The organism is Desulfosporosinus burensis (genome assembly GCF_054657535.1).
In genome coordinates this window covers 54,681-81,060 of record NZ_BAAHYN010000017.1, presented here as the reverse complement: position 1 = coordinate 81,060, position 26,380 = coordinate 54,681, and the positions used below count along the sequence as shown (strand labels likewise).

The window sequence follows — 26,380 nt, the reverse complement described above, 5'->3', positions numbered from 1 at the left end:
AGCAGCGTTTGTTTTTGGAACACTTCTCTTGGGATAAGTTCAACTAAACTCCATCTGAAGTAAGCATTCCTTAATATTTATGTATAAGTTACCGATGCGAGTGCTCTATCCCAGAAAAGAAGGATTATACGCCTTCAAATTGTGAATATTACTTGAACATTTATAGGATTAATCCTCGAACAAAAAGGGCTGTACAAACTAGAAAACAAGTTTTGTTACAGCCCCATTAAATTCGTCAGTAATTTGCTCAAGTCGGAAGTCGTTCAGAATCTCCTACCTTCTTATCATCTTGATCCTGCTTGCTCCCTTTGAACTTTAATCAACTCACTGAGAATGCTTACTGCTATTTCTTCAGGAGTTTCTGCCCCGATTTTTAGACCGATTGGAGAATACAGCTTTTGCAAGGACTCACTCGGAATTCCTTCTTCCTCCAATTCGGCAATCAATGCTTTAACCCTTTTGCGACTACCAATCATGCCAATATATGAAGCTGGACGATTAATCACTTTGCGCAAACACACTTTGTCATAACGATGCCCTCTAGTAATAATCACGACAAATGTTTGCGGATTGATATTGATCAAATCTAAGGCCCGCTCAAAATCCTCGCAGATAATCGTATCAGCCGTGCTAAATCGGGTAAAATTAGCAAAGGATGAGCGATCATCCACTACAGTAACCTCATAACCTAGGATTTTGGCCATGGTGGCAAGTGGGAGGGCAATATGTCCTGCACCCAAAATCAGCAATTGTACGACACTCTCTGGCGGCTCAATCAGCAACTTGTAAGCGGGCCTAATTAATGAGCTTTCACAGGGTTGGAACTCGGAATCCAAACTAATTGATAATGGTTGACTTCTATTATGGCATTTTTCAGCCTTCTTAAGAGCTACTCGATTCAGTTCATTTAAGCCTAAATCTCCTAAGCTGTCCCTGGCATTCTGGATGACAAGCTTTTTCCCAATCAGTCGTTTCTCACTCGCTTCTAAAACCGTTACAAGTAGGGGATTGTTGGAACTCTCTTTAAGAGCTGAAAGATAATCTTTATAAAGATCAATTTGTTCCAGGGGGCTTTGAGACCCTATATACTCAATAAACAACTCCATGATACCACCGCAAACCATCCCATCCTCCTGAGCTATGTCTGCGGTCATATTTAAAGAGTATTGCTTAGAAGCTTGTGAACCCATTACATTCAGGGCCTCACGTCTCCCCTCGGCCTCACCACATCCACCACCGATGGTCCCGACTATTGTCCCATCAGCAAAAACTAACATTTTAGCGCCTGGTTTACGGGGTGTTGACCCTCTAACACTGGTTACTGTAATCAATGCGGCCTCTAAGTTTTGTTCTAATACTCTCTTAATCCCATTATAGACTAGTTTATCCATTGTCTCGCCCCCTAAGAACTGCCTTGATAAATTATGAATCCGCTCATGTATGTGCTTCTATTATAGCATAATCCACCTCATACAAGTGCAGCTGAAATCACTTGCTTGAACTTCTTCTTAGAATCAACTATTTCCCTAAGGTAAAAATTCCTAGCTTGACCTCCTGTTGAGAATGCGATACCATCAAGATAACTGTTTGTTCCTTTAGTTTGTTCCTTTTTTTCTTAGTCTTATCTCCTAATTAAAGAAAACGGAATTATAATTATTAAGGATTACTTGACGTTTGGAGGATATCTCATGGAAAAAATAAGAGTTGAAGATTCAGTTGGTGCTATTCTAATTCACGACATGACTCAGATCATCCCTGGGATCGTTAAAGGTCCGCGCTTTCGCAAGGGGCATGTTATCCAAGCAGAGGATATACCCATTCTTCTTAGTATGGGTAAGGAGCACATTTTTGTCTGGGATCAAACACCCGGTCAGATCCATGAAAATGAGGCTGCGGAGCGTCTCGCCCAAGCCGTAACTGGATCTGGCCTGCTCTTGGACGAGCCCAAAGAAGGAAAAATCACTATAACAGCTGCGCACGACGGAATACTGTATTCTTCTGTAGACGGCATCTTAGCCTTAAATACATTAGAACATATCATTCTCGCCACGCTGCATAATCACTATCCCGTCAAAAAAGGAGATAAAGTCGCTGGAACCCGAGTCGTACCTCTAATGATTGATGAATCAGTGATTATCGAAGCGGAACGGATTGCTCAAACAGTATCCGATCCAATTTTGGAGGTGAGACCTCTAAAGCGCATGAAGGTGGGCATCGTAACCACCGGAAGTGAAGTCTTTCATGGACGGATACAAGATAAATTCAGCCCAGTACTGCGCACAAAAGTTGAAAGCTGGGGATCTGAGGTTCTAGCGCAAACCTTGGCCAACGATGATGTATCCTTGATCCAAAGTTCTATAAGAGATCAAATAAATCAAGGGGCTGAAATGATCTTAGTAAGTGGTGGCATGTCCGTCGATCCTGATGACGTCACTCCTACGGCCATCAAAGAAATGGGAGCAGAACTCATCACCTATGGTGCCCCTGTCTTACCGGGAGCAATGTTTTTGCTTGCCTATATCGGGGATGTACCCATCATGGGATTACCTGGTTGCGTCATGTATGCCAAAACAACCGCCTTCGATTTAGTCGCTCCCCGCATACTGACAGGAGAACGTCTGACCCGCCATGATATCGTCAAACTTGGCAGCGGAGGTCTTTGTCTCGACTGTCCAGTCTGCATCTACCCCCGCTGTTCGTTTGGCAAGTAAGAAGTTAAAAGAATGCAAGTCGGGTGCAAGTCGGGGACGGTTCTCGACTTGCATTTGCACTCTCGACCTACTCGACCTGCACTCAAAACGTGTGAGGGTGTCACAGGTCGGTCCTTTTAACACAAAATTTCAAAGAGCCACTGACTTGTCTATAAATGCGCATTAATCATATACTTTCACACCAAGCAAAAATGACAGAGGACTTATTATTAAGTCCTCTGTCATTTTGTTTAGCTTTCTTGCTAAGATTTCTATTTTCTCAACTATAAAACAAGGTAAACGTTGTTTGCAAAAGCCACTTGAGCTGACCACTCCACCATCTGCATTCTGTCTGATATTCGGTAGGTGCGACTTAATCTGGCACCGATTAAAGTAAAGCAGGTGCTAAGCTTCACCGTCCCTAACTTGCATTTTTCGTTTAATCGTAAAAAACTCCCGTATCTCGTACGTCATACCCGCCAAGCGCCAGAACATCCTCCTGAAACCCTTTGCTTTGAATAACCTCGATCATATCCTTCATTCGAGGTTCCTCTAGGAATTCTCGTGGAATCGCCAGATCATAGCGTTCTTCTCCGACCAGCACGTAGTCCAACCCTAGGGCTTCAGCGGCACTTTGAATACCCAAGCCGACATCGGCTGCTCCCGAGGCAACCGCAACAGCCACAGCTAAGTGTGTGAATTCCTCTCGCTCATAACCTAAAATTTGTTCTTTACTTAGCCCTTGTTTCTGAATCAGATAATCAAAAAGCACTCGCGTTCCTGAACCACCCTGACGATTGATGAAGCGTACACCAGGCTTAGCTAAATCTTCAAGCGTCTTGAGGTTGAGTGGATTTCCTTTCGGCACAATCAGAACTTGAGTCCGATACACTAAATTCATTAATGCAATATCTCTTCCTGGCAAGAAACGCTGCAGATAGGAACGATTGTACTCACCCGTTTCGGGGTCAAGCAAATGAATCCCTGCAAAATGGGCTTCCCCTTTGCGTAGAGAAAGAATTCCGGCCAGACTCCCAACGTGAGCTGAGGCAATCGCCCCGCGCCCGTCCCTAGACTTCATATGACTGCTCAAAACATCAAGGGTCAAATCATGGGATCCAATGCATACTAGAGTTTCTTCTAGCTCTGAAACAGGTCGCAATAGATCGACGGGTACAGTTTCTCCCTCATGAAACCCTTCCTGTAAGCGGGGAACCCGGATCATCCCGTCCGCTCTGACTAAACTCATGGTCACCCCTGCACCCCGACTCAGCGGGGCAGCAACCCAACGTTCTCCAACCTTCCCTACCTTAACACGCACAAACTCTTCACTGCCTAATGAGGAAAAAACTTTCTTGCTGATCACGGCATCCAGTCTTGAGGGCAGGCCTTTTGATAAACCCTGCAAGTGATAAACCCAAGGCTCTAAGAACAAATGCGCAGTCAAGAAAGTGGACACCGGATAACCCGGTATCCCAAAGGTCGGCTTTGCTTGAACTTCTCCTAAGACCACCGGTTTACCTGGCTTGATCGCTACGCCATGTAAATACAGTGTCCCGTGCTTTTGAACCATGTGGGAGGTATAATCATCCCGTCCTTGGGAGGATCCAGCGATGATGACCAAAATATCTTGAGACGCTGCCATTTCAAGAATAGCATTTTCCAACTTTTCAGGTTGATCCGGTGTTATCGGCCAAATCGTAGCCGATCCACCCCATTCTTCGACTAACGAAGCCAGGACGGTGGAGTTACTATCGACTATCTCTCCCACTTGAAGAACCGCCTCAGGCGGGCAGATTTCATCTCCCGTTGGTAAAATCCCCACTCTCGGCTTACAGCGAACTTCGACTTGCAAGACCCCGGCAGCGAGCAAAGCTCCTTGATCTTGGGGGCGAATGCGATGATGAATGGGAAGAAGCACTTCCCCTTCCACAATGTCCTCTCCCACTGGCCGCACATGATTCCAGGGAACAACAGGAGCTTGAATTAAGATCCCTCGCTCACCCAATTCCAAAACGTCTTCCAACATGACTACTGCATCCATTCCCTCAGGAACAGGATCTCCTGTATCGACTTGAATGGCTTGGTTTCCGAGTTCTAGCCACCGCGGCTCCCGCTCCGAGATTCCGTGGGTATCTTTGGCTCGAATGGCATAGCCATCCATGGCCGATGCTGCAAAATGGGGCGAACTTCGTCTGGCCCGAACAATCGAACCGGTGATTCTATGGAGTGCTGAACGTACATCTACAAACTCATTCTTCGGAACACAGCGCTCAGCTAGCTTTTCCATCATCAAAGCCAGTCCCTCTTGCCAAGCCTTGTTTTCAAGATATATTTGCCGTTCCACAGTATACTTGACCTCCTCATTCCATTCTCTAATTCTATAATTAACGCAAAAGCCGGAAAGCTACTTCTTTACCTGCTTCAATACCTTCAGTATTTATGCTAATATGCACTAACCCATCAGCCAAGACCATCGTTCGAATGAGACCGGACTTTCCTCGAATCGGTTCTACCTTCCATTCGTCTCCGTCAGGTATGAGCTGAACACGAACAAACTCTTCTCGACCACTTCCAGAATATAAATTTTGAGTTAATGTTCCCTTCGGCAAGGGAACAGATTTGGGATATAAGACAGACCCATCTAACCATGGACGGATTAAGGCCTCAAAAACAATCATCGCTGAAGCGGGATGTCCGGGTAGGCCAAAGATCAGTTTGCCACCCACGACCCCTCCAATTGTAGGCTTGCCTGGTCGAAGAGCTAAACCATGAAATAGTAGTCCCGGCTTTCCTAGTTCACCAATCAGCTGAGCGGACAGATCTCGTGCTCCTACAGAGCTTCCGCCCGAAAGCAACACAATATCATTTTCCTCTAACATTTGAGTTAAAACAGAACGAAGTGCTTCGAGATCATCTTGCACAATACCATAATAACGAGCTTCGGCACCTCCCGCCAGTGCCTGTCCAAGCAAGGTATAGCCATTAATATCCCTTGACTGTCCAGGTTTCGGTGCTTGTTCCGGAGAAATAATTTCATCTCCTGTTGATAAAATCCCTACCCGAAAACGGGGCAATACTGGTACTTGAAGTATTCCTTGAGAAGCGAGGAGTCCCATTTCCTGCGCCCTAATTCGGGTAAATTTTTGCAGGATGACCTCCCCTTCGATCAAATCTTCGCCAATCTCGATCAGATTTTCTCCTGGAGCAACGGCCTTAGTAACCCCATAGAGTTGTTCGCCAAAATGTTCGAGATGTTCAATCATCACGACAGCATCCGCACCCTCAGGCAGCATCCCACCTGTAGGCATTAGTATTCCGGTACCCTGCCCTAGGGATTCCTGCGGAGCTTCACCCATCCGCACTTCCCCATGACATTGAAGCAACGCTGGCATACTTTCACTCGCTCCAAACGTATCTGCCGCTCGAACAGCCATCCCATCCATAGTGGATTTGCGAAAATGAGGTAATGCGCAGATCGCAGGAATTGCTTGGGTGAGAATTCGTCCCAGCGAATCCGCCAAAGGCACGGTCTCTGTCTGCTGATAATACTCGAGTACATATGGCTTCATTATTTCAATTGCTTCAGCTAAGGTTTTAACTTTAAATAATTCGCTACTGCTACCCATGGTTCATTACACCTTTCGTGATCAATTGTTGTTCTGGAATTCAAATCGTTCAAATTCCATGGTCAGTAAATCAACCTGTAACCAAGCATGTCGTAAGGAGGGTTGGCGCCCAACCAATAACTTTACCCCTTCTGCCACACTGAGACTCGCCAAGACAGCTGGCGTAAACGCAGGATTACCCCACGCACTCTCCACCCCCTGCGCAGCGCGTCCATATAGCCTCGAAACGCTATAATCTCCGGGTAAGCTGATCCCCAGTTGACCAAACCAGCCAGCGATGCTAGCAAAAATCAGTGGTAACCCCATTTGATGACAGACTCGTTCCAAGCCAACCCGAGCTGGTAACGAATCAAGAGCATCGCAAACGAGATCGACTTCCCGAAATAATTCAGCACCTCGCTCTTCTTCAAACCAACCTTTCACGACGTCAACTTGCACCTCAGAATTCACACTGCGCAGTCTTTCCTGAGCCGCTTCTACTTTCCACTGTCCCAAGTTGAGTTCTGTCGCCATAATCTGGCGGTTAAGATTGCTAACCTCTAGGCGATCACCATCAATAAGCACTAATCGTCCGACCCCTATACGGGCATACTCTTCGGCAATATACCCTCCAAGTCCGCCACAGCCCACAATCGCCACAGACGAGGCAGCAAGCTTGAGTTGATCAAGCTCAGAAAAGGTTTTACTATTTCGCTTATAACGACCCTCGAATTTCATTTAACCCCCTCCCACAGGTGGGAAGAGTGCAATAACATCTCCATCGCTTAATACATGCTGTTCGTTGACATCACGCCCGTTGACTAGGCAGATAGCCACTTCCTCAAGTGGAATATTTAGCGGCAAAAGGACATCTACGACGCGGCTAGCGTCTGGCAGATCCCTCTCTTCGACTTTAAAACGACCGTCTCGAAAGGTGGCAAAAAGTTTAACGGTCACACGCACTCTAGTTCCTCCTCTCTATAGTTGGGCTTAGAAGGTTCTTTGATTACTCTGCTATTGTATAAATATGTATTTCTCTATTATACCATGGTACTTGAAAGAGGGGACCCCCAAAAGGCCCCCCCTCAATAACTTTGTCCATGGATAATGTCCACCAAACCGGAAATTTACATCACATTCAAATCTCAAACATTGAACCTCGAACTTCGAGTTGAGCCTCGAATATGCTACATGCCCAAACTATTTAGACGTTCAGGGGTAGGGACTCCTGCTTCGTCCCAACCGCGCTCAGTGTAATATTGGGGCAGAAGTTCTGCTAGCCTTAGCACTTGTCCTTTAGACGGCCCCTCTGGAATTGGATCATTTAATAACCGTTTAGGCAGAGTGTCTTCTGCAGCAGTGTAGCCGACCTTTAAATTGTGTAAGCGTTCATTGTTCCAAATCCGCTCACCACAAGCAAGGAGTTCCTCATCTGTATAATTTAAACCGGTAACAGCATTGACCAGTGCAGTGTAATCCGAAAGTCCAAGGGCAAACGAGGAGAATAAACAGAGACCAAGGGAGTCAATCACTGCTGTGAGATCTTGGAAGATCTTGACCCAAGTTGCTTTACCCTCGATGGCTGTACGATCTAGTTTTTCAGGCATTCCTATGATTTCCGGGGAAATCAAATATCCTCGAACGTGACAGCCTCCACGATTACTGGTAGCGAATTGAAGACCTTGACCCTGTACCCCTCGTGGATCATAGGCTGGAAGTTCTAACTTTTTCACGGACATGGATAATTCTGGTGCACCATAACTTTCCGCTAAGCGATAAGAACCTAAAGCCATTTTGGCACCCAATCCTTCAGCAAAAGCTATTTTACGCACCCATTCAACCATTCCTTCAGCATTTCCAAACTCCAGTGGTGTACCGTCTAGTTCTTCTTGTTTAATATAGCCCCTCTGTACCAGTTCCATACCTGCAGCAATTGTAGCACCGACTGAAATAGTGTCTAGCCCATACTTATTACATAAGTCATTGGCCTTATGAATCGCATTAAAATCATGGATACCAGAGTTGGAACCAAGGACCCATACAGTTTCATACTCAGGGCCAGCGCCTTCTCCGCCCTCCCATTTACTATAGCGACCACAAGCAATCGGACAGCGATAACAAGGATCTTTTTTGATCAAGTGGTTGGCAGTCATAGTTTCTCCACTGATCAGATCCGCATCCGGATCATAGGCTTCTTGGAAGTTATTAACCGGATATATCCCACTTTCGTTAATAATATTAACGAGTACTGCCGTACCGTAGGTGGGCAGTCCTTGACCAGTTACGCCATTTTCTCTAAGCTTACCCATTGTAGCGCTCAGGACATTTTTCATTTCATCAGGGTTCGCATTTTCTACCTTACCTGTTCCACGGACCAAAATTGCTTTAACATTCTTTGATCCCATGACTGCGCCGACTCCACTACGCCCTGCAGCACGATAAAGATCATTCATAACTGCTGCAATTAAGGATAGTTTTTCACCAGCTGGACCGATCGATAAAACTTTCGCTTTGTCATCCCCAAATTCCTGTTTTAAGGTATCCGTTGTGACATAGACATCCTTGCCCCAAACATGAGCAGCATCTTTTATTTCGACTAAGTCATCATGAATACTTATATAAACCGGACGGTCAGCCTTACCTTCTAAGATCACCATATCATATCCAGCAAACTTTAAATGAGCTCCCCATTGTCCTCCGGAGTTCGAAGCAGCAATAACCCCATTCAGTGGGGATTTTGTCACAACCATATATCGTCCGGATGTAGGGGCGTTCGTTCCCGTCAGTGCACCTGTGGCAATAATCAACTTGTTCTCGGGAGAAAGCGCGTCAACGTCTGCTGGCACCTCATCTGCAAACATTTTTCCTGCTAGTCCACGCCCACTTAAATATTTTTTCGCAAGTTCCGTGTTTAAAGGTTCAGTACTGGTTTTTCCTTCCGTTAGATTGATTCTTAAAACTTTTCCGGTAAAGCCACCCATGAATCTTCCTCCTCGTTTTCTTTTTCTCCGCTACAGGTTTCCTTCAGGAATTAAACTACAACTAACCCCTAAAAGCGGTCTTACCTTTAATTATATAGCAATTACCATACCAAATGTTTGAAACTTAAAAATTAAACTTAATTTTAGGAATTGATCTTGCAATTACTTTTTTTATTAAATTATTACCGTTAAGAACAAGCTAAACCAAATTACATTAAACTAAACCAAACTCAATACTCTGCACACAAAAAAGAGATATTTGGCAGTAATTACTACCTGATATTGCTCATTGTTCCGGATTTGAGCGTATTGAAATTAATTCTGCTCCAAGATGGAACACTTTGCGCGAACCTATTAAAATCGTGCTGTTGTTTGATTAATTTAGGTATGGTATTCTGTCAATCATAGGGATAAACACAATTAAGCTTTAGAGAGGAATGGAATGATATGGAGAACCATTGGAATCGTTTTATTAATGGTGAGAGCGTTGAATCCGAAGTTACTCCCTCTATCCTTCGTTCTTGGCAGAGAAGCGTAGAGTTTCAAGTAGACCATTCGCTAATTTCTAATCAGGCCATTCTGTCTACTCCGCGCTTGATTGAACGCCGAGAAGCTCAAGACTCCCTAGTACGAGCGAGCGAAACTGTTTTGCCTTACATTTTCAGTTTACTTGGAAGCAGGAATTACACCGTTTTGTTAGGGGATAACGATGGCTATATCATGGAAGCTATTGGTGACGCGCCCTTTATGAGTAAAGCCCAGAAGGTCAATTTAAGTCCTGGCGCCAGTTGGAGTGAAGAAATCCGAGGAACGAACGCCATTGGAACTGCGCTTCGTGATAATGCCCCCATCTCCGTCTTCGGTTGGGAGCACTTCGTACACGATAACCATTTCTTAGCATGCTGGGCTGCCCCGATTCAAAACAGCCAAGGTGCTCCCATCGGAGTTTTAGATATCAGTGGAGAAGCCAGTCTAGATCGGCAAAAGATCTTAACCATCGCGATGATGGGTGCAAATATGATTGAGAAAAACTTGCGACTTTTCGAGTTAGAGAATGAACTGAAATTTTACCAAGAAGGAGCCAAGTTAGCTTCCTCTCTTTTACAACAGGGATTTCTGGCCATTAATCACGACGGTATTATTACTAACATCAATGCTCTGGGGGCTACACTGCTTGGGCGTAGACAAGAAGATATCATCGGACAACTCGCTGTAGACATCTTCAGTTCTCCCAAAGGCTGGATGTTAAGTGGCCATTCTCTGGATCTTCGTTTAAAAGATCGCGCTGGGAAAGAAATTTCCTCGCGCTTAAATCGTGTGGTCAACGAAGCTGGCCAACCATTAGGTGCAGTAGGGACGCTTCAAATCGCTCAGGAATCTCCGTCCAATACCTTATGGATAGGACATAGCCAGCTCTCGCAGCGGGTTCTGGCACGAGCCTCGAAAGTCGCCTCAACCCATTCTTCTGTACTCATTCACGGAGAAAGTGGGACAGGTAAGGAAATAATTGCTCGGACAATTCATCAACTTAGTCCACATTGCGAAGGACCATTTGTTGCTTTGAACTGTGCCTCACTATCTTCTACACTGATTGAAAGTGAGTTATTCGGCTATGTGGAGGGTGCCTTCACCGGAGCTCGCCGAGGTGGAAAACCCGGGAAATTTGAATTAGCAGACAAAGGCACTATTTTCCTCGACGAAATTGGAGACATGCCTTTGAATGTCCAAGCAGCACTCCTTCGAGTACTCCAAGAAAAAGAAGTTACCCGAATCGGGGATACAAAAGCAATAAAAATCAATGTACGGATCATTACCGCCACGCACAAAGACCTCCATGACCTAGTTGAGACCGAACGGTTCCGCCTAGATCTATTTTATCGTCTGAAAGTCGTCACTTTGGAATTGCCTCCCTTGCGCGAACGGTCTGAAGACATCAGAGATTTAGTTCCCCATTTCATCCGTAAAGCTTGCGAATCGTTTGGCCGATCACTCTTAGCTATTCAAGACGAAGTCTATGCCCATCTATTCGCGCACACCTGGCCTGGCAACGTCCGAGAATTAGAAAACTGTGTAGAAAGCATGGTGGCTTTAGCAGAAGGGCCTATTTTAACGGTAACAGACTTGCCAGATGAACTTCAACAGACCATTTCCAAGTCCGAACCCATAACCGACACTTTACTAAATCAACAAACCAAACAGACAATCCTCTATGCACTCACCGAAACCAAAGGCAAGATCGCCCCAGCTGCTAAACTACTGGGAATCGGACGCAATACACTCTATCGCAAGATCAAAGAACTGGATATTAAATACTAAGTGTGTCATGGGGGTGTCATGGGGACGGTCCTTTTAACACACCCTTTACTTTTTCAGGTGGGGGAAGGAAACACGGGGGCAGATTCACTGTTTCACTACCCTCGCATCACTAAAAAAAGAGCCGATAAGGCTCTTTTTTATTACTTATCCATCATCACACTCCCTATTGACTCAAGCCACAGAAAATGACGTAATCGTCAAGAAGCACAGACGATATGGCGTGAAGAAACATAATTTGGACTTATATATGATTCGTACAGGACATTCCTAGTGTCGAATGCGCCAAGCGATAGCCATGATACACGTGCGAACGGGTTAAGACGCAGACTCTCTCTTCCCCATCATTCCTAGTAGCGCCTTAATTAAATCATCTGGCGTAGGTGGGCAGCCCGGTACCATTATATCCACAGGTAATACCTTATCCATCCCATCTGCACTGGCATACGCACCTTTAAAGACTCCACCATTGATGGCACAATCGCCTACCGCCATGACCCACTTTGGGTTGGCCATCGCTTCATAGGTTTCATGGGCAGCATTGACCAACTGTGTAGAGCCAGGCCCAGTGCACATTAAAAGATCGGCATGCCGGGGTGAAGCCACAAAGTCAATGCCAAAATGCTGATGATCGTATAGAGAATTGCCTAAGGCTGTCATTTCCCAATCACACCCATTACAGGAACCACAAGCAAGGTGCCGAATCTGTAGGGACTGCCTAAAACTAGCTGGCAAATCAGACGATTTTTGCGTTTTCAGCGAATTTTCGCCCATCTCTGTGAGACGTCCCATTTTTATTTTTCGGAACAGCAAATTCAACATGTTATCTCCCCTTTTCGGCTAGCGGTCACAACAACTATAGCACAATTCAAAACTCTTATTGATTAAAGGAAAATCTGGGACAATATTGCCTGGTACAGTGAGAGGTACTGCAGGCCAGTTGGCATAACTAGCAGACCGGACCCGGCAACGGTAGATTTTACGTTCTTCATCCAGCATAAGCCAAATAACATCCGTCCCTCTAGGAGACTCTACACACCCCCATGCTGGAAACAGCGGTCTAATTTGCTCTAGAGCAATTGAGGTTGGCTTATAGTCGAGCTCCGGTCCCTCCATCGCTTGGCACAGTAACGTATTAAGGAATCGAAAACTCTCTCTAGTTTCCTTAACCCGTACCATTAACCTTGCCCAAGCATCTCCATCCTGTTCAACCATAGATTTCACCTTGAGATGGGGATACAAAAGATGGGCATGAAGTTCTCGCCAATCATTGGCTATCCCCGAAGCTCGGGCAGCCGGCCCTGTAACTCCCATATCAATAGCATTCTCCTGCTTTAATATTCCCGTAGTCACTGCCCTCTGTCTGAAACCGTCATGTTCCAACAGCAAGGGTATCCATGCTTCAAAATCATCCGCTATTTCAATGAGTCGGTTCAGAATGGATTGACCATCTAGTGCCCAAGGTATTGACTTCATTCCTCCAGGAACAACCACACCTCGTAAGAAGCGGTGACCGAAGAATTCTAGATTTAGGCGCTGAAGCTTTTCTTTACTTTGCGAACCATTGGCGTTACCTAGGGCAAAGCCGACTCCCGCACACATATTGCCAATATCTCCAATATGATTGTAAGCTCGTTCTAATTCAGCAAGGATCGTTCTCCATAATAAAACCGAGCGTGGAACTTCCAGATTAGCAAGTTTTTCAACCGCCTCACAATAAGCAAGGCCATGACTCAGTGCACATACTCCACAAACTCGTTCAATGATGCGCAAGCCATCTTCGATACTTCTGCCTTCAACCAGCTTCTCAATTCCTTTATGAGTATAGAAGAGCTGGGCTTCTAAATGTAGCACGGGTTCCCCAATAGCGTAAAAACGAAAATGTCCTGGTTCAATAATTCCAGCATGAATCGGACCGACTGGAACCTGAAAGATTCCATCGCCATGCATTTCAGGAAATACTAAGGGGGCCCGATCGAACGCATTGCGTTCGTCCCCCACAATATAATCCTTACGCAAGGGATGGAATCCTTTGGGCCAACCCGGATGCAAGACTAGAGAACGCGGATCAGGATGTCCGACTGCTTGCAGCCCAAAGAGATCTTGGGCTTCTCTCTCAGACCAATTCAGGGCCGGAAAGATTAAGGCAAGGGTTGGAAATTGATCTTTAATCCCTTTGGCGACTAACGTCAGTGAAAAATCCTTGCCCGGAAAATGGAGAAGCAAGTAAAGACAAAATCCACGCCCTAACTGTCGCTCATCATTGACAACATGGGTCAGCCAAATCGGACGTGGTCGTATATCTAAACAGTAGGTCAACACGTCTGGAAGGTCGCTGGGAGCCATCTCAGCGATACCCTCTTGGTTCTTCCACATAACAATCTCAATGCCCTGATAACTCTGTAAATACTCCTGTAAGCCTAGCATCCTAAACTCCTCCCAATATCACTTCGACGACCTGATTGAGTACCTGATTCAGGCTTTGGGGAATGTACAAGCCTAAGAAAAGGACTACTAAAAGGGGGATTGCCAGAGCTAGTGTGCTTACACTCTCTCCAGGCTGATACCGGCCGCTTGGCTTCCCATAAAGCATCTGGAGGAAATGATAGAGAAACCCTGCGAAAATAACTGTAAGAAATAAAACACTCAAAAAGCCAAGTAGTGGATGGCCTGTTTTAAATAGCCCGGATAAGATAATTACCTCTGAGCGAAACGTTCCAAAAGGGGGCGTGCCAGTGATTGCTAATAAGCCAAGAACCATAATTATCCCTGTATAAGGCCAGATTTTGAAGATTCCACGCATCCTTGAAATTTGCCTTGTTCCCGTCTTTTGTACCAACCTGCCAACAATGACGAATAAATTTGCCTTGGTAAGTCCATGAAGCAAAAGATGCAACGCTGCCCCCCAGACAGCTTCTCTGGTGCCTAATCCAAAACCGATCGCTAAGATTCCCATGTGTTCAACACTCGAATAGGCTAATAATCGTTTGATATCTTTTTGCAATAAGATAAACCCTACCATAAGCCCCAACGATAATAGTCCAAAACTCATGAGGATTGTTTCTACGAAATCCGGACCTAAAGTGGTCAGACGAGCCACACAGTGCCAACGCAAAATGGCATAGAGAGCACAGTTTAGCAAAACTGCGGATAGCAAGGCACTGACGGGTGAAGGTGCCTGACTATGAGCATCAGGAAGCCACGCATGCATAGGAGCGAATCCAACTTTTGCCCCATAGCCAACGACCGCAAACAAAACACCCAGGCGCAATAAGGTCGGGTCTAACTGACTCGCTACACTAGGGAGCATTCGCCAATCCAACGCACTTAAACTCTGACCCAAGAGTGGTGCCACAGACGCAAAAAGCAACATTGTCCCCAGTAAGGCAAAACTGATACCCACCACACATAAAATCACATATTTCCAAGCAGCTTCAATCGCCTGCTTGTTTCGATAGAAACCAACCAAGAGCGTCGTAGCTAAGGTTGTCCCCTCAATACCTACCCAAATGATGCCCAGATTGGGAGTGCTGACGACCAAAAGCATCGTTGCCATAAAGATCCAGATCCAGAAATAATACCACTTCAGCCTCGTTCTCGGAAGTTTCTTTTCTCGGACTTCTTCTTCCATATACCCAAACGAAAATATAATTACATAGATAGCTATCATGATAATGACGCTAAGAAGCAATACACTCAGTGCATCCCAATAAAGTATGCCTGACCCATACCCGTAGGACCCTTGGCTTAACGTTTGTCTTATGGTCCATCCTCCACTCAACGTTAACAACACAAGAGCCACGCTGTTCAATAGTCTTAAGTAGGTTTCCTTTGCCGAAAATAGCATTCCTACTGCCGCGATTACCGCTACTCCAATAAACATCGCATACTATCCTTTCAATGACCTCATGTGATCAACATTTAGAGAATCATACGTTTCCAGCATTTGCCTAGATAAAATACCAATGATGACCATCCCCACAAGAATGTCAAAGGCCGCCCCCAATTCCACTAACAAAGGCATCCCTTGGGTAAGGAAAAATCCTGCTAAAAATATTCCATTGTCAATAAGCAAGATTCCCAGAACTTGAACTGTAGCAACTTTGCGCGTCATCATTAGCAAAAGACCATAGAAAATTAAGGCTATTGCGACGGCTAACCCGTTGCGATAACTGGAGTGAAGTGCCATTAAAGGTTGTGTCACCTCGTAGGCTACCAGGGTTAAGCCTCCGGCAATAACTAAAGACGACGCGCGCTTTAAGTATATCTCACCAACCCACTCTGTCTTTGACTCTTTTAAAACGCGTCGTAAAAGTATGGGGATAATCCCAGCCTTAGCTACTAATAACAGCACTCCGAATATGATGATCTCCGCGGCATGGTTATGGACCCCTTCAGCAATCAAAAGAAGCGAGACAAAAACGGTTTGGATGGTCCACCAATTCAGGGCTTTTTTCACCCGGGCATTATAGACCATTAACAGTCCGCTTCCTAAGAGGACAAGCAGTATTAGATTAAGTCCGCTCGCAGAAATACCTACCACTTAAATCTGCCCCCTTATAATCCAGAGTGAAATTAAGGCCAAAATGGCACTCGCAGCGCCTGTTGCCAAAAAGTGAGGTGCTCGGAAAAGTCGCCTCTTAACGAAGAGACTCTCCACCGTGGCAAAGAAGAATCCTAACGCTGTCACTTTTACGATAACAAAACCTAAAGCCAAGAGCGCACCTAAGACTCCATTACTAACCGAGCCCAAACCACTAGGCCAAAAGAAGTGCGCCAATAACACCAGAAGTAAGAGTTGTTTTAGCTGTTCAGCAAAATTAAGTAGCGCCAGCGAAGGCCCGGAATACTCCAGCAGCATCCCTTCATGAACCATCGTTAATTCCAAATGTGTATCCGGATTATCCATGGGAATCCGTCCCATCTCCGCAATACTTACCATCCCTAAGGCTATCATGACTAAGATTCGAGAAATATCCAGAGGGGAAAAGCTCTGCAATCCAACCGTGATTCCTTGTAAGGAGGTTGTCTCGGTCATAAATGCCAAAACGATTAATCCTAAAAGTAAGGCTGGTTCCGTTAATAATCCCAGGAAGAGTTCTCTACTCGCGCCCATTCCTCCAAACGTTCCTGCCCCCTCTAACCCCGAGAGTGTCAATAACAAGCGTACCAAGCCAAGGCTTGCCCCGAATATAAAGAGGTCTCCCCATATGCTTAACGGCGCCCCGCCCCAAATACCGGGAATAATGAGCCCGGCCATTAATGTGCTAGCTAGAGCAATCCGCGGGGTTAATAGAAAGAGCCAAGAGGCATGTTCGGAGATCAGTTCTTCTTTATTCATTAATTTTCTTAAATCTCGGTAGGGTTGAAGGATTGGTGGGCCCTGCCTCATCTGCCAAAACGCTTTACTTTTTTTAATGAAACCTTGGAGAAGCGGAGCAGCAACTAAGAAGATTGCCAAATGCCCTATTCCCATCAAAAGACGGGTAAGTATCGTGAATAATTCGTCCATCTCTTCTCTCCTAACGTCCTAAAATCAAAACGACAATGACTGTAACTAATAGGTAGCCTAAATATAGATGGATGCTCCCCGCTTGTAGTTTGCGGATGTGAGATGATAACCAAAGCAACCCGCGTATTACAGGTCGATAGAAACTATCCTCAAAGACTTCTTTGATTTTCCCTTCGTACGTCAGAGAACTCAAACTATAACGACCTTTGGCATAATCCCCCTCAACATATCGTTGCGAACCCAATACTTTGGCAAAAAGGACTCGAATGGGATTGGTTAATCCACCGGCAGTATACTGTAAACTCGGTGTTAAGGGCGCACCACAGTTCCAAGTTGCCGTAACTCTATGAACCCCCCGTTTACTTAGAAGCACGACGCTAACCGTGAGAAGAATCAGCAGGATTAGGTAGACCGAGGACAGGTTAAGTGGTGTCCCAAGGGCTGACCGTATTCCTACCACGTCACTGGGTCTTAGAACTGAAAGAGGCACGTTGATGATGGCTAAGGTCGCTGAGGGCCATAGCACACTGAAGACCGCTAAGCCGCCAGCAATTAACGGTGTAATATACTGAACAGGATGTGCTTCTTTAGCCTCTTCTGCCACTGAGGAGCGGGCTTGTCCAAGGAAAGAAATCCCAAACCACTTGACAAACGTGGCAATCGACAATCCGCCTACCAGGGCGAGAACACCAATCGACAATGGCAAAAAGACCTTACTCCAGCCATTAGCAAGTTCAGCTGTATTCACCCATAGAGATTGGAAAAGTATTAATTCTCCCCAGAAACCACCAAGCGGGGGTAATGCTGTAATACCTATGATTCCAATCAAGGCTGCTAAACCCGTCTTGGGCATTCGTTTGAGCAATCCACCCAAGCGCTCAAGATTTCGGGTATGAGTTGTCTGGATGATATTCCCGGCTCCCATAAACAGCAACGATTTGAAAAGCATATGTTGCATAGTGTGCCAAAAGAAAGCAACGAGTGCTAAATCCATAGCCCAAGCATGATTCCAGGATCTTGCCAGCAAGGCACTGCCTAAAGCTATACCAAGGATTCCGACATTCTCTATCGTAGAATAAGCAAGTAATTTTTTGAGATCCGACTGCACAGAAGCGGATAATATCCCTACTAGGGCTGAGATTGTGCCAATGATTAAAAATAACCAACCCCACCAAATCGGGCCAGGTCCCAAAGTCAACCAGACCAATCTTATAAAGAGATAGAGCGCAACTTTTACCATCACTCCAGACATCAGGGTAGATACTGGACTTGGGGCAGCCGAATGGGCATAAGGCAACCAAATGTGAAATGGAACAAAGCCCGCTTTGGTGCCGAAGCCAATAAAGAAAGCAAAGAAAATCAAATTTAGCTCGATTGTCGAAAGTGAGGGAACCGCAACTGCCCACACTTCAAAAGCAAAACTTCCCGTCAAGGCATATAAATGTAAAATTGCCGTGGTCAATAATACCGTTGCGACATGGGTCATGACGAAGTATATATAAGCAGACTTACGATTTTGAGGGTCTTCATGTTCATAGAGTACTAAGAAGAATGAGAACAGGGACATCATTTCCCAAGTTAATAAAAAGGTAAAGCCATCATTCGCTAGTAATACACCAAACATACTGGCAAGAAATAAAAACCAATTAACTAAAAAAGGCCAGAGAGACTTGTTCTTTTCTTGATACTCCTTGAGGTATCCTAGGGCATAAAGAGAGGCTAAACCTTGCCCCAAGAGCAAGATAAAAAGGAAGAATACCGTTAGGCCATCCACTTTCCAGGTTAGTGAAAGTCCCGCTCCAGCGTCCGTAAAGAATCTTAATCCGGTTTTAATCCAATCCTCACCTCTAGAAGTTAAAAATGTTCCCCAGATGAGTCCCGCTCCAGCCAATATAACACTTAAGCCCATAAATAATTGGCGAACGATTTGGCTCTCCTTATTAACCATTAATGCTTTCCCCCTGATCAACATTTGTGACATTTTTCATTAACCTAAAAAGCGAGTATCTTCAAAATAATAAACAATTATTCCATTATTTGCAACCCCCATAAATAATGGTTATACACCAGATTTATACTTAAACATCATTTTCTCTCAAATATCTACCATTATTCTTATATTTTCAGAATTTTAATTATATATCTAAGAACAGTAGCGTTGCATTTAAAAAGGTGGGAAAATGCATAACTATACTAAACACAACGTGCTCTCAAATAGGCACCAAGTAAAGGGTACCCTCTGGTACCCCCATATTTATACTGATAAGATTAAAAAGAGGCGCCCATTAAAGGCGCCTCTTAGAATATTATAGTATTATCCTACTTGTAAACCATAGTTTGAACACAGTGCGCTTAAACCACCTGAGAAACCATTGCCCACAGCATTGAACTTCCATTCTCCTTGGTGACGGTAAAGTTCGCAAACGACGAGGGCAGTTTCCACAGAAAAATCTTCCCCTAAATCATAGCGCATGACTTCTTTTCCGTCAGTTTCATTGACAACGCGCACAAAAGCATTCGATACTTGACCAAAGTTCTGCCCCCTGGCAATCGCATCATGAATGGTAACCGTAAAAGCAATTTTATCAACATGGGCAGGTACGGTGCCAAGATCAACCTTAACCTGTTCATCATCTCCATCGCCTGCACCCGTGAGGTTATCTCCAGTATGATTTACAGAACCATTTCCGCCGGAAAGATTATTATAATATATAAAATCTTCTATACCTCCGGCTTTACCATTTTTATCAAGTAAGAATACCGAAGCATCTAGGTCAAAATCTGAGCCACCTGAATACTTATTCGTATCCCAACCTAAGCCAACAATAATGTTTTTTAGCCCAGGGTTTCCCTTTGTGAGATCAATCTTCTGTCCTTTTTGCAAACTTATTACCGCCATAAAAACACTTCCTTTTATTCAATTTCGGCACATAAACAATAAAACAAAGTTATTAGAGTAGGCAGTTTAGAAATCCGTACATCGTACATCGTACATCGTACATCGTACATCAATTACACGTCTAACCCAAAATCTTTGCATAGTCCGGCTAGACCGTTTTGATAGCCACTGCCAATTGCATTAAACTTCCATTCAGCATTATTGCGATAAAGCTCACCCACCACAACAGCTGTTTCAATCGAGAAGTCTTCGCCGAGGTCATAACGGATTAGTTCCTCGCCTGATGCTTCATTGATCACACGCACATAAGCATTGGAAACTTGTCCAAAGTTCTGATTGCGTTCTGCCGCCTCGTGGATAGTAATCCCAAAGGTGATCTTGGCAACGTTGCTAGCTACAGTAGCTAGGTCAACTTTAATTTGCTCGTCATCCCCATCTCCTGCACCAGAACGATTATCACCCGTATGTGTCACTGCACCATCTGGGCTCTTCGGGTTATTAAAAAAGATAAAGTTCTTCTCATCGGCAACTTTTCCTTCAGGACTTAACATAAATACTGAGGAATCTAGATCAAAGTCCTTTCCGCCATCATACTTGTTGACATCCCACCCTAGACCAATAATGATTTTTGTAAGACCCGGATTAGTTTTAGTAAGATCGACTTTTTGACCCTTTTGTAAACTAATAGCCATTTTTATATCCCCCTTTAATTCATTTCTTTTTTCCAAAGACCCTCACTTTAATAAGTAGAGGTTCTAAGTTTATTGATATCGACGAATGAGCTCACTTAAGGATGCATCATTTGTGCCTTGGCCCAAGGCAGCAAATTTCCACTCATTATTATGACGATAAACTTCTGCAACCACTAAACTCGTTTTACCAGCATAACTTTCTGTTAAATTGTACCGACAAAACTCTTGCCCATTAACCGGATTGACAACCCGAATAAAGGCATTGGCAATTAGTCCAAAATCCTGTTTGCGTTTAATGCAATCGTAAATATTAACCACAAAAACGATCTTTTGAACACTACTAGGGACACTGCTAAGTTCTACCTGAATTTGTTCATCGTCTCCATCGCCGGCTCCTGTTAGGTTATCTCCACTGTGTTTGACACTTTTGTCGCCGCTTTGCAAATTACCAAAGTAGACCAAACGATCTTTGGAAGTAAGCTTGTCCTGAGCATCAAGCAGGATTGCTGAAGCATCGCAGTCAATTGCTGTAGTAGAACCTCCTCCGCCACCAAACAAGCCTCCGAGAAGTCCACCTGATTTTGGTTTTGATGATGATACTTCATCCCATCCTAAACCCACCATGATTTTAGATAAGCCAGGATTTCCTTTGGTTAAATCAATTTTTTGTCCTTTTTGTAAGTTGATACCGGCCATAAATAATCCCCCTTTTTTGAATTAAACCCTATGTATAATACTCTTTTCTTCATTTCCTTACGATTTCCTCTTATTTACCATGATGAATGTAGAAATGATGGATTACTCGTATATTATCACATGAGAGCTTTAGGAAAATACGCATTTAACAAATTTCACATAACTTTCACATCTTTGTATTAGTTTTCTAAATTAAAATCGAACATCCTCTATCAATATCTGCCGAATAAGGATTTACCAATGTTTGCCATTCATATAATGTACAATAGACCACTATTTTATACAACCGCCATTTCGTAAAGCTCCCTAACCACACATTCTAATATTTCTTCGGCGGCTTCTATGCCACTCTTTTGAGTAAAACGTATATGCTCAGTGCCCAACATTCTCTGAGCATATTGTGAAAATATTTCCCCATGTGCTGGCGCAATGGCAAGATTCGCTGCTTTAAGCATCTCTAAATCTAGTAACGAATCCCCGGCAGCAAGCACACTCTTCACGTTTTCATTTTGCTTGATATATTGGATGGCCGCCTTTTTGTTGACATTAATGGGGACCAGATAGAGTTTTCGCCCTTGAACCGATAACTCCCAGTTATTCTCACTCGCCCATAGTTTGAAAGCCGCTAATTCCGTGAGGGGGATTTTTTCTCGATCAATCAGACAGTAATAAAATAGATCATCGGCAAGTTTACCAGAATCTTTGATTACCCAGGTGGGGTGTGCTATTTCCTCAAATTTCTCGACAAGTTCGCGAGTAGCCAGACAAAGATCTCTTCCAGCTAAAACCTGTCTCTTCCAATCAAGATCTTCTACGCCTCGATTAAAGATCGTTCCACCATTACTGGTGACCGCGTATTGATGTGAGATGTTATAGTCACGAAAATTAATTCGCTCGTATTGAATTATCGTGCGTGTTGTAACCGGCACAAAAAATATTCTGTGCGAAATTTCTTTCAGCATACTCAGTGCCTTTTGAGTCATAAAGGAAATATATTGATGATCCAACCACTCGACAGGGCGAATTTGTTGGATTTCGAGCGGCCCTTTATTGATCAACATCCGATGTGAATAAATTAAGGTTTGATCTAAGTCACTGGCAAATAACATTAATTAGATTCCTCCATCAAAGTCGCCTAACAATACCGCAACAGGAATAGGTAAGATCAGGATATTCCTCAACTAGAACTCCTTTATCTTCACACAACAGAAGAATATGTTTTAAATTAGGATTTGTAAGGGTATCAACCAGCACTCGCTCCGGTAGTCGCCTTAATAGAACCCTTGTTGTTTCTCCTATACCCGGTTTAATAAAGTTTATATCAGTAATCTGAAACTTTTCTTGGATACCCTTCAAGGTTTTTAGGCCTTGCCAGGTAACCCTTCCTTCAAGATCACTAGTCTCTACTCCATCTAGAGGCTGTCCAAGGTCTTTGAACTCTGCAGAGATTCGGTCGACGAAGAGATTTGAGACTTCTTCTTGCAAGAGTTCTTCGTAGAAACGAACCCCGTGAAACTCATTTTCTCCGATCAGATCCTTCCGAAAAACCGTTCGACTCACTAATCCTGAAACCGTCGAATTAAGACAGGCACTAGGAATTAAAAAGTCTTCTCTGGTTCCAAACGTCTTTACACAATAGCCTGGATCAGCGAGAACTGCTAAATCGTTATCCAATTCGTACCCATATTTTGCTCTAAACTCCGTGCAGGCCTCTTTTAAAACATTGGTGATGGCACCCTTACCCGTCCAACCATCAATAAATTGAATCTTGGAGTCGGGATAATTCTTCAGGATATAAAGTATGGCATTTTCGTCGATGCCTCTACCCCTAATGATTGAAATGCTAAAGTGAGGTAAATCCAAGTCATGCATTTCTAAGAGATAACGTTTAATTAAGACGCCGATCGGCGTACCAGCACGGGCTAGTGAGACAAGGACCAGCTTAGAACCTCTTTTCTTTAAGATAAGTTCTGATACTACCCTCACTGCCTCTGCGACCTTGTGAGCGCTCTCGTGCAGCGTCTGATGAAAAATCTCAAGATATTCCTGGGTCGGTTCATATTCTATCGGCAGCATCTCTGAGTAGTGACCCCCCGACTGAATTCGCCTCTCACGTGTTTCTAAATCGGTTTCGGTTAATAAACCATTGAGATTTTTCAGCAGAAAGATGACATCATGAGGGTTATAACATCCCATGGGCGACGGATCGGGAATACGATCCATGATCTTTTGATTAATCACCCAATTCAAACCACCTTTCTTCCAAAGCAATACCCCTAACCATGAACAGATCCTGATTCGCTCGAAGCGCAAATCACTAACACCAATCTCGGGATCCCTAATTCGCGAACTGTCGTAAACAGCGGCATCAATCGTTCTTGACTAACATCCCTTTCAAGGAACAAATAGACTTCTTCATAATAATTATAAGGCACATTGTACACGTAATTAGTAATACTCGACTCATCTGGACTCTCAAAGGCAAAGCCATTTTGAATCGCGTAGTTTGGTTTGGCAAAGGGATAAATAGGACTCCTTGTGGTGGAGTGATAGCGTATTCCCTCTCCCATATAAGCAGAAACGAGCATCGGAAAATACATGAATTCACCCGTTCCTAAACAAAGCGTCTTTTTACTGGTCCGGTCTGCTCTTAATTCTTCCCCAAGCTTTCTGGCTAAGGGCAGCGTCTTTAAATTATCCTTGCTTGATAAACCAAATCGTCCCGTTAATTGTAAAAAGGGCGAAGGGTTTTTTTGCCCTGCTAAGTCTTCAGAATAAACTGCCACGAGATCTGAAATATTCAGGCATTTTAGTTCTGGAAAACTCTTAATCTCCGTTAAACAATCCGACCGCAAACTTGATTTTACGTGATCTGTCTTTTCAGGGTCGGAGTCACCAGTTACGGTTATTTCCCCTTCCATTAGAGCAATCGTGTGGATTTTCGTGTCAAGTTGTTGCTCTAGTTCCCTAAAACCGGCTCGGTTTTCGGTAGTTCTCCAATCCAAAAGCGACAATACCACGTATTCCTTTTTCGGATATTTGCTATGGATTGCCCTAATTATATTTAGAGCAGTATTACCTGTGGTTATCTCATCATCCACTAGAACAATGGTTTCAGGAGTTTTCAATATCTCCCTGTTCAAGGGATAGCAACGATGATTAACTGCGTGAGAATGGTCTTCACTAAAGTTAAGCTCAGATTCTAAAAGGGGTATCTGTTCACGAGTTGTGTGCAGATAGTGTGCATTATCGAAGATGCTAAATACCGCATGCCCTAGTCCTGTTGCCGTTTCAGCAAAGCCGATGAACAAAGTTTTCTTCGGCAGTGGAACTAGAGGTCTGCCGATCACGGTCTGATACACATTTTTCGCCTCTTGATAACCTTTTAAAGCCTGAATAATCGCTTGAGTATCAGTGTGGTCCACGCCGTAAATTTTACTTGAAAACTGAACGCCAAGAGCAACTCCGGCAAGTAAAGGAACAGAGGGATCGACAGGTACATGTTTACCTAAGACATTGCTAACAAACAAAAAACCCCGTTTCTTGTTCTTCCTTGCAGCAAGAGAAAACAAAGTTTGTGGCTCAATATCAAAGGGATTGTTTAAGAGGCTAACTTTAACCCTTTGCCCTTGCAGATTATACGTAAATATCTTCGGTAAAGAGACTAATGAAATTGTGTTGTTCATGAAATACTCCATAATTCTTTGCTCTTAATAGCATTTTCTGCGCCCAATTATAATGTGGTTTGATTTCATTCATTTTATTGGTATAGTGGCTTTTCATTACGCCTTTTGTGTCACTTCCAATAATGCTTAGAGCATCTAAATACTCTTCATACCCCACAATATATAAGGATTGGACGGGGATAATATGGCTCGGATGAATGATGGTTTTGCCGATGATCCCATTTTCCCTGTCTAAAATTACTTCTCGAATTAAACCATCAACATACTTATTCAAGAGCATGCTTCTGATTTTTGCTCTATTATTCCCATGAATATCATGGAATTCTTCAAAGGGACTCTTGCGAAGCTGAGGTTTAAGGACTCTACCTCCATTTGAGAAGTACTCCCATACGGGTCCAGAGACTATGTACCCACTACCAACTCGCCCAAAAATGTTAATAATATCTGCAATGCAATCGCGGATCACCGTAATATCATAGATAGTTACGTCCGGTCCCCTGCGGATTCCATAATGTCCGGAAAAATCCGTTGCCCCAATTCGAACATTTAAAACTAAGTCATGATAGGTTTCCAATAAGCTCTTAATTTCCATCAGTTCCTTTAAGCGTGATTCACGATAAATAACCTCAGGACTTTCAATAATCGGCATACCATAAAACGGCCCAATAGTTTGATCATTAAGATGCTTGATAACTTCAAAATATTTAGAGCTTTGGGAGGTGAATTTGGGAAAGATGAACCCCGTAATCAGCTTTGCAGTGTCTCCCATTTCCTCTGTAAGCCTGAGAATTTGTTCAGGATCCCTGACCCGAATGAAGATCAACGGCAGATCAGCTAAGTCGATTTCTTGATGATTTAAGGCCAAATGGATCTTTTTGACTTGGGTTATGATATTTTTCTCAGCTACAGGTACCTCAGAATCCCCAATCGAATCTTCTAAGCAAAATACAGTAGAAGCGAGTCCAATATTTTTCTTAGTAATAATATCGGTGGCGATGGTTTCTCTAGTTCCAGGCATATATAGCGTAGCCCCTAGTGCATACGAAAGAATTTCTCGGGGCGTATCTTTATCAAATGGCTCTGGCACTTTGAAAAATGTAGCTTCCATACCTTCATTAGATAAGTAATTAAAATGCCTCATTAAGTCGTACCCACATTTTAGAGTACTTCTCTCCTTCCTCTGATCAAACATTACTATCTTATGACTAGACATATCTTAAGTCTACTATAAATTCTATCATCTTTTATTAAAAATAGATTAAATTATGTTAAATCTTGATTAAAAACATAATTTAAAATCTTT

At 43.8% G+C, this 26,380-nt stretch carries 21 protein-coding genes; 2 read left to right on the top strand and 19 right to left on the bottom strand.

Annotated features, from left to right (window positions below; all coding sequences use genetic code 11):
* Nucleotides 1-284: 284 nt before the first annotated feature.
* Nucleotides 285-1,391 (bottom strand): XdhC family protein, encoded by a 1,107-nt coding sequence (locus tag ACYQ3Q_RS24315; protein ID WP_459931033.1) that lies wholly within the window; start codon nt 1,389-1,391, stop codon nt 285-287.
* Between the two features lie 297 nt (nt 1,392-1,688).
* Here ACYQ3Q_RS24315 and ACYQ3Q_RS24310 point away from each other — a divergent pair, with 297 nt between their 5' ends.
* Complete coding sequence (locus ACYQ3Q_RS24310; RefSeq protein WP_459931032.1) at nt 1,689-2,711, top strand: molybdopterin-binding protein; 1,023 nt, start codon at nt 1,689-1,691, stop codon at nt 2,709-2,711.
* A gap of 418 nt (nt 2,712-3,129) precedes the next feature.
* On the opposite strand, the gene ACYQ3Q_RS24305 is transcribed toward ACYQ3Q_RS24310, so the two are convergent.
* The 5 genes from ACYQ3Q_RS24305 to ACYQ3Q_RS24285 all read right to left on the bottom strand — a co-directional run bounded on the left by ACYQ3Q_RS24305 (nt 3,130) and on the right by ACYQ3Q_RS24285 (nt 9,279).
* Complete coding sequence (locus tag ACYQ3Q_RS24305) at nt 3,130-5,037, bottom strand: molybdopterin biosynthesis protein (protein WP_459931031.1); 1,908 nt, start codon at nt 5,035-5,037, stop codon at nt 3,130-3,132.
* 40 nt (nt 5,038-5,077) lie between these two features.
* Nucleotides 5,078-6,319: a molybdopterin molybdotransferase MoeA gene (locus ACYQ3Q_RS24300; protein ID WP_459931030.1), complete on the bottom strand. Its 1,242-nt coding sequence runs from the start codon at nt 6,317-6,319 to the stop codon at nt 5,078-5,080.
* Nucleotides 6,320-6,340: 21 nt separating this feature from the next.
* Nucleotides 6,341-7,036, bottom strand: a complete 696-nt coding sequence (locus ACYQ3Q_RS24295; protein WP_459931029.1) for a HesA/MoeB/ThiF family protein — start codon at nt 7,034-7,036, stop codon at nt 6,341-6,343.
* On the bottom strand, nt 7,037-7,261 hold the full coding sequence (locus ACYQ3Q_RS24290; protein WP_459931028.1) for a MoaD/ThiS family protein: 225 nt from the start codon (nt 7,259-7,261) through the stop codon (nt 7,037-7,039).
* A 224-nt stretch (nt 7,262-7,485) separates the two neighbouring features.
* Nucleotides 7,486-9,279, bottom strand: coding sequence for an aldehyde ferredoxin oxidoreductase family protein (locus tag ACYQ3Q_RS24285; RefSeq protein ID WP_459931027.1), 1,794 nt, complete (start codon nt 9,277-9,279; stop codon nt 7,486-7,488).
* A 447-nt stretch (nt 9,280-9,726) separates the two neighbouring features.
* On the opposite strand from ACYQ3Q_RS24285, the gene ACYQ3Q_RS24280 reads away from it, so the two are divergent.
* Nucleotides 9,727-11,595 carry a sigma-54-dependent Fis family transcriptional regulator gene (locus ACYQ3Q_RS24280; protein WP_459931026.1) on the top strand — a complete coding sequence of 623 codons (1,869 nt, stop codon included), beginning with the start codon at nt 9,727-9,729 and terminating at the stop codon, nt 11,593-11,595.
* Between the two features lie 315 nt (nt 11,596-11,910).
* Here the strand turns inward: ACYQ3Q_RS24280 and ACYQ3Q_RS24275 are convergent, their stop codons facing one another.
* The 13 genes from ACYQ3Q_RS24275 to ACYQ3Q_RS24215 form a co-directional block, all read right to left on the bottom strand.
* On the bottom strand, nt 11,911-12,414 hold the full coding sequence (locus ACYQ3Q_RS24275) for an NADH-quinone oxidoreductase subunit B family protein (RefSeq protein WP_459931025.1): 504 nt from the start codon (nt 12,412-12,414) through the stop codon (nt 11,911-11,913).
* A gap of 18 nt (nt 12,415-12,432) precedes the next feature.
* Entirely contained in the window at nt 12,433-14,019 is a 1,587-nt protein-coding gene (locus ACYQ3Q_RS24270; RefSeq protein WP_459931024.1) for a hydrogenase large subunit, read from the bottom strand.
* Nucleotide 14,020: 1 nt separating this feature from the next.
* A complete protein-coding gene (locus ACYQ3Q_RS24265) occupies nt 14,021-15,475 on the bottom strand; it encodes a proton-conducting transporter transmembrane domain-containing protein (protein ID WP_459931023.1) in 1,455 nt (484 codons plus the stop codon).
* A gap of 6 nt (nt 15,476-15,481) precedes the next feature.
* The gene (locus ACYQ3Q_RS24260; RefSeq protein WP_459931022.1) at nt 15,482-16,135 is read right to left on the bottom strand and encodes a hydrogenase; all 654 of its coding nucleotides are present in this window, start codon (nt 16,133-16,135) and stop codon (nt 15,482-15,484) included.
* Nucleotides 16,136-17,104, bottom strand: a complete 969-nt coding sequence (locus ACYQ3Q_RS24255) for a respiratory chain complex I subunit 1 family protein (RefSeq protein ID WP_459931021.1) — start codon at nt 17,102-17,104, stop codon at nt 16,136-16,138.
* Between the two features lie 10 nt (nt 17,105-17,114).
* Entirely contained in the window at nt 17,115-19,052 is a 1,938-nt protein-coding gene (locus tag ACYQ3Q_RS24250; protein ID WP_459931020.1) for a proton-conducting transporter transmembrane domain-containing protein, read from the bottom strand.
* Between the two features lie 366 nt (nt 19,053-19,418).
* Nucleotides 19,419-20,003 carry a TerD family protein gene (locus ACYQ3Q_RS24245; RefSeq protein WP_459931019.1) on the bottom strand — a complete coding sequence of 195 codons (585 nt, stop codon included), beginning with the start codon at nt 20,001-20,003 and terminating at the stop codon, nt 19,419-19,421.
* Nucleotides 20,004-20,116: 113 nt separating this feature from the next.
* On the bottom strand, nt 20,117-20,695 hold the full coding sequence (locus tag ACYQ3Q_RS24240) for a TerD family protein (RefSeq protein WP_034141546.1): 579 nt from the start codon (nt 20,693-20,695) through the stop codon (nt 20,117-20,119).
* Between the two features lie 69 nt (nt 20,696-20,764).
* Nucleotides 20,765-21,391, bottom strand: a complete 627-nt coding sequence (locus ACYQ3Q_RS24235; RefSeq protein WP_459931018.1) for a TerD family protein — start codon at nt 21,389-21,391, stop codon at nt 20,765-20,767.
* A gap of 278 nt (nt 21,392-21,669) precedes the next feature.
* Nucleotides 21,670-22,500, bottom strand: a complete 831-nt coding sequence (locus ACYQ3Q_RS24230) for an HAD family hydrolase (RefSeq protein ID WP_459931017.1) — start codon at nt 22,498-22,500, stop codon at nt 21,670-21,672.
* A 16-nt stretch (nt 22,501-22,516) separates the two neighbouring features.
* Nucleotides 22,517-23,632, bottom strand: coding sequence for a cysteine protease StiP family protein (locus tag ACYQ3Q_RS24225; RefSeq protein WP_459931016.1), 1,116 nt, complete (start codon nt 23,630-23,632; stop codon nt 22,517-22,519).
* A gap of 35 nt (nt 23,633-23,667) precedes the next feature.
* The gene (locus ACYQ3Q_RS24220) at nt 23,668-25,077 is read right to left on the bottom strand and encodes a phosphoribosyltransferase family protein (RefSeq protein WP_459931015.1); all 1,410 of its coding nucleotides are present in this window, start codon (nt 25,075-25,077) and stop codon (nt 23,668-23,670) included.
* Nucleotides 25,028-26,218 (bottom strand): HpcH/HpaI aldolase/citrate lyase family protein, encoded by a 1,191-nt coding sequence (locus ACYQ3Q_RS24215; RefSeq protein WP_459931014.1) that lies wholly within the window; start codon nt 26,216-26,218, stop codon nt 25,028-25,030. The genes ACYQ3Q_RS24220 and ACYQ3Q_RS24215 overlap by 50 nt, the downstream gene beginning before the upstream one ends.
* Nucleotides 26,219-26,380 lie beyond the last annotated feature (162 nt).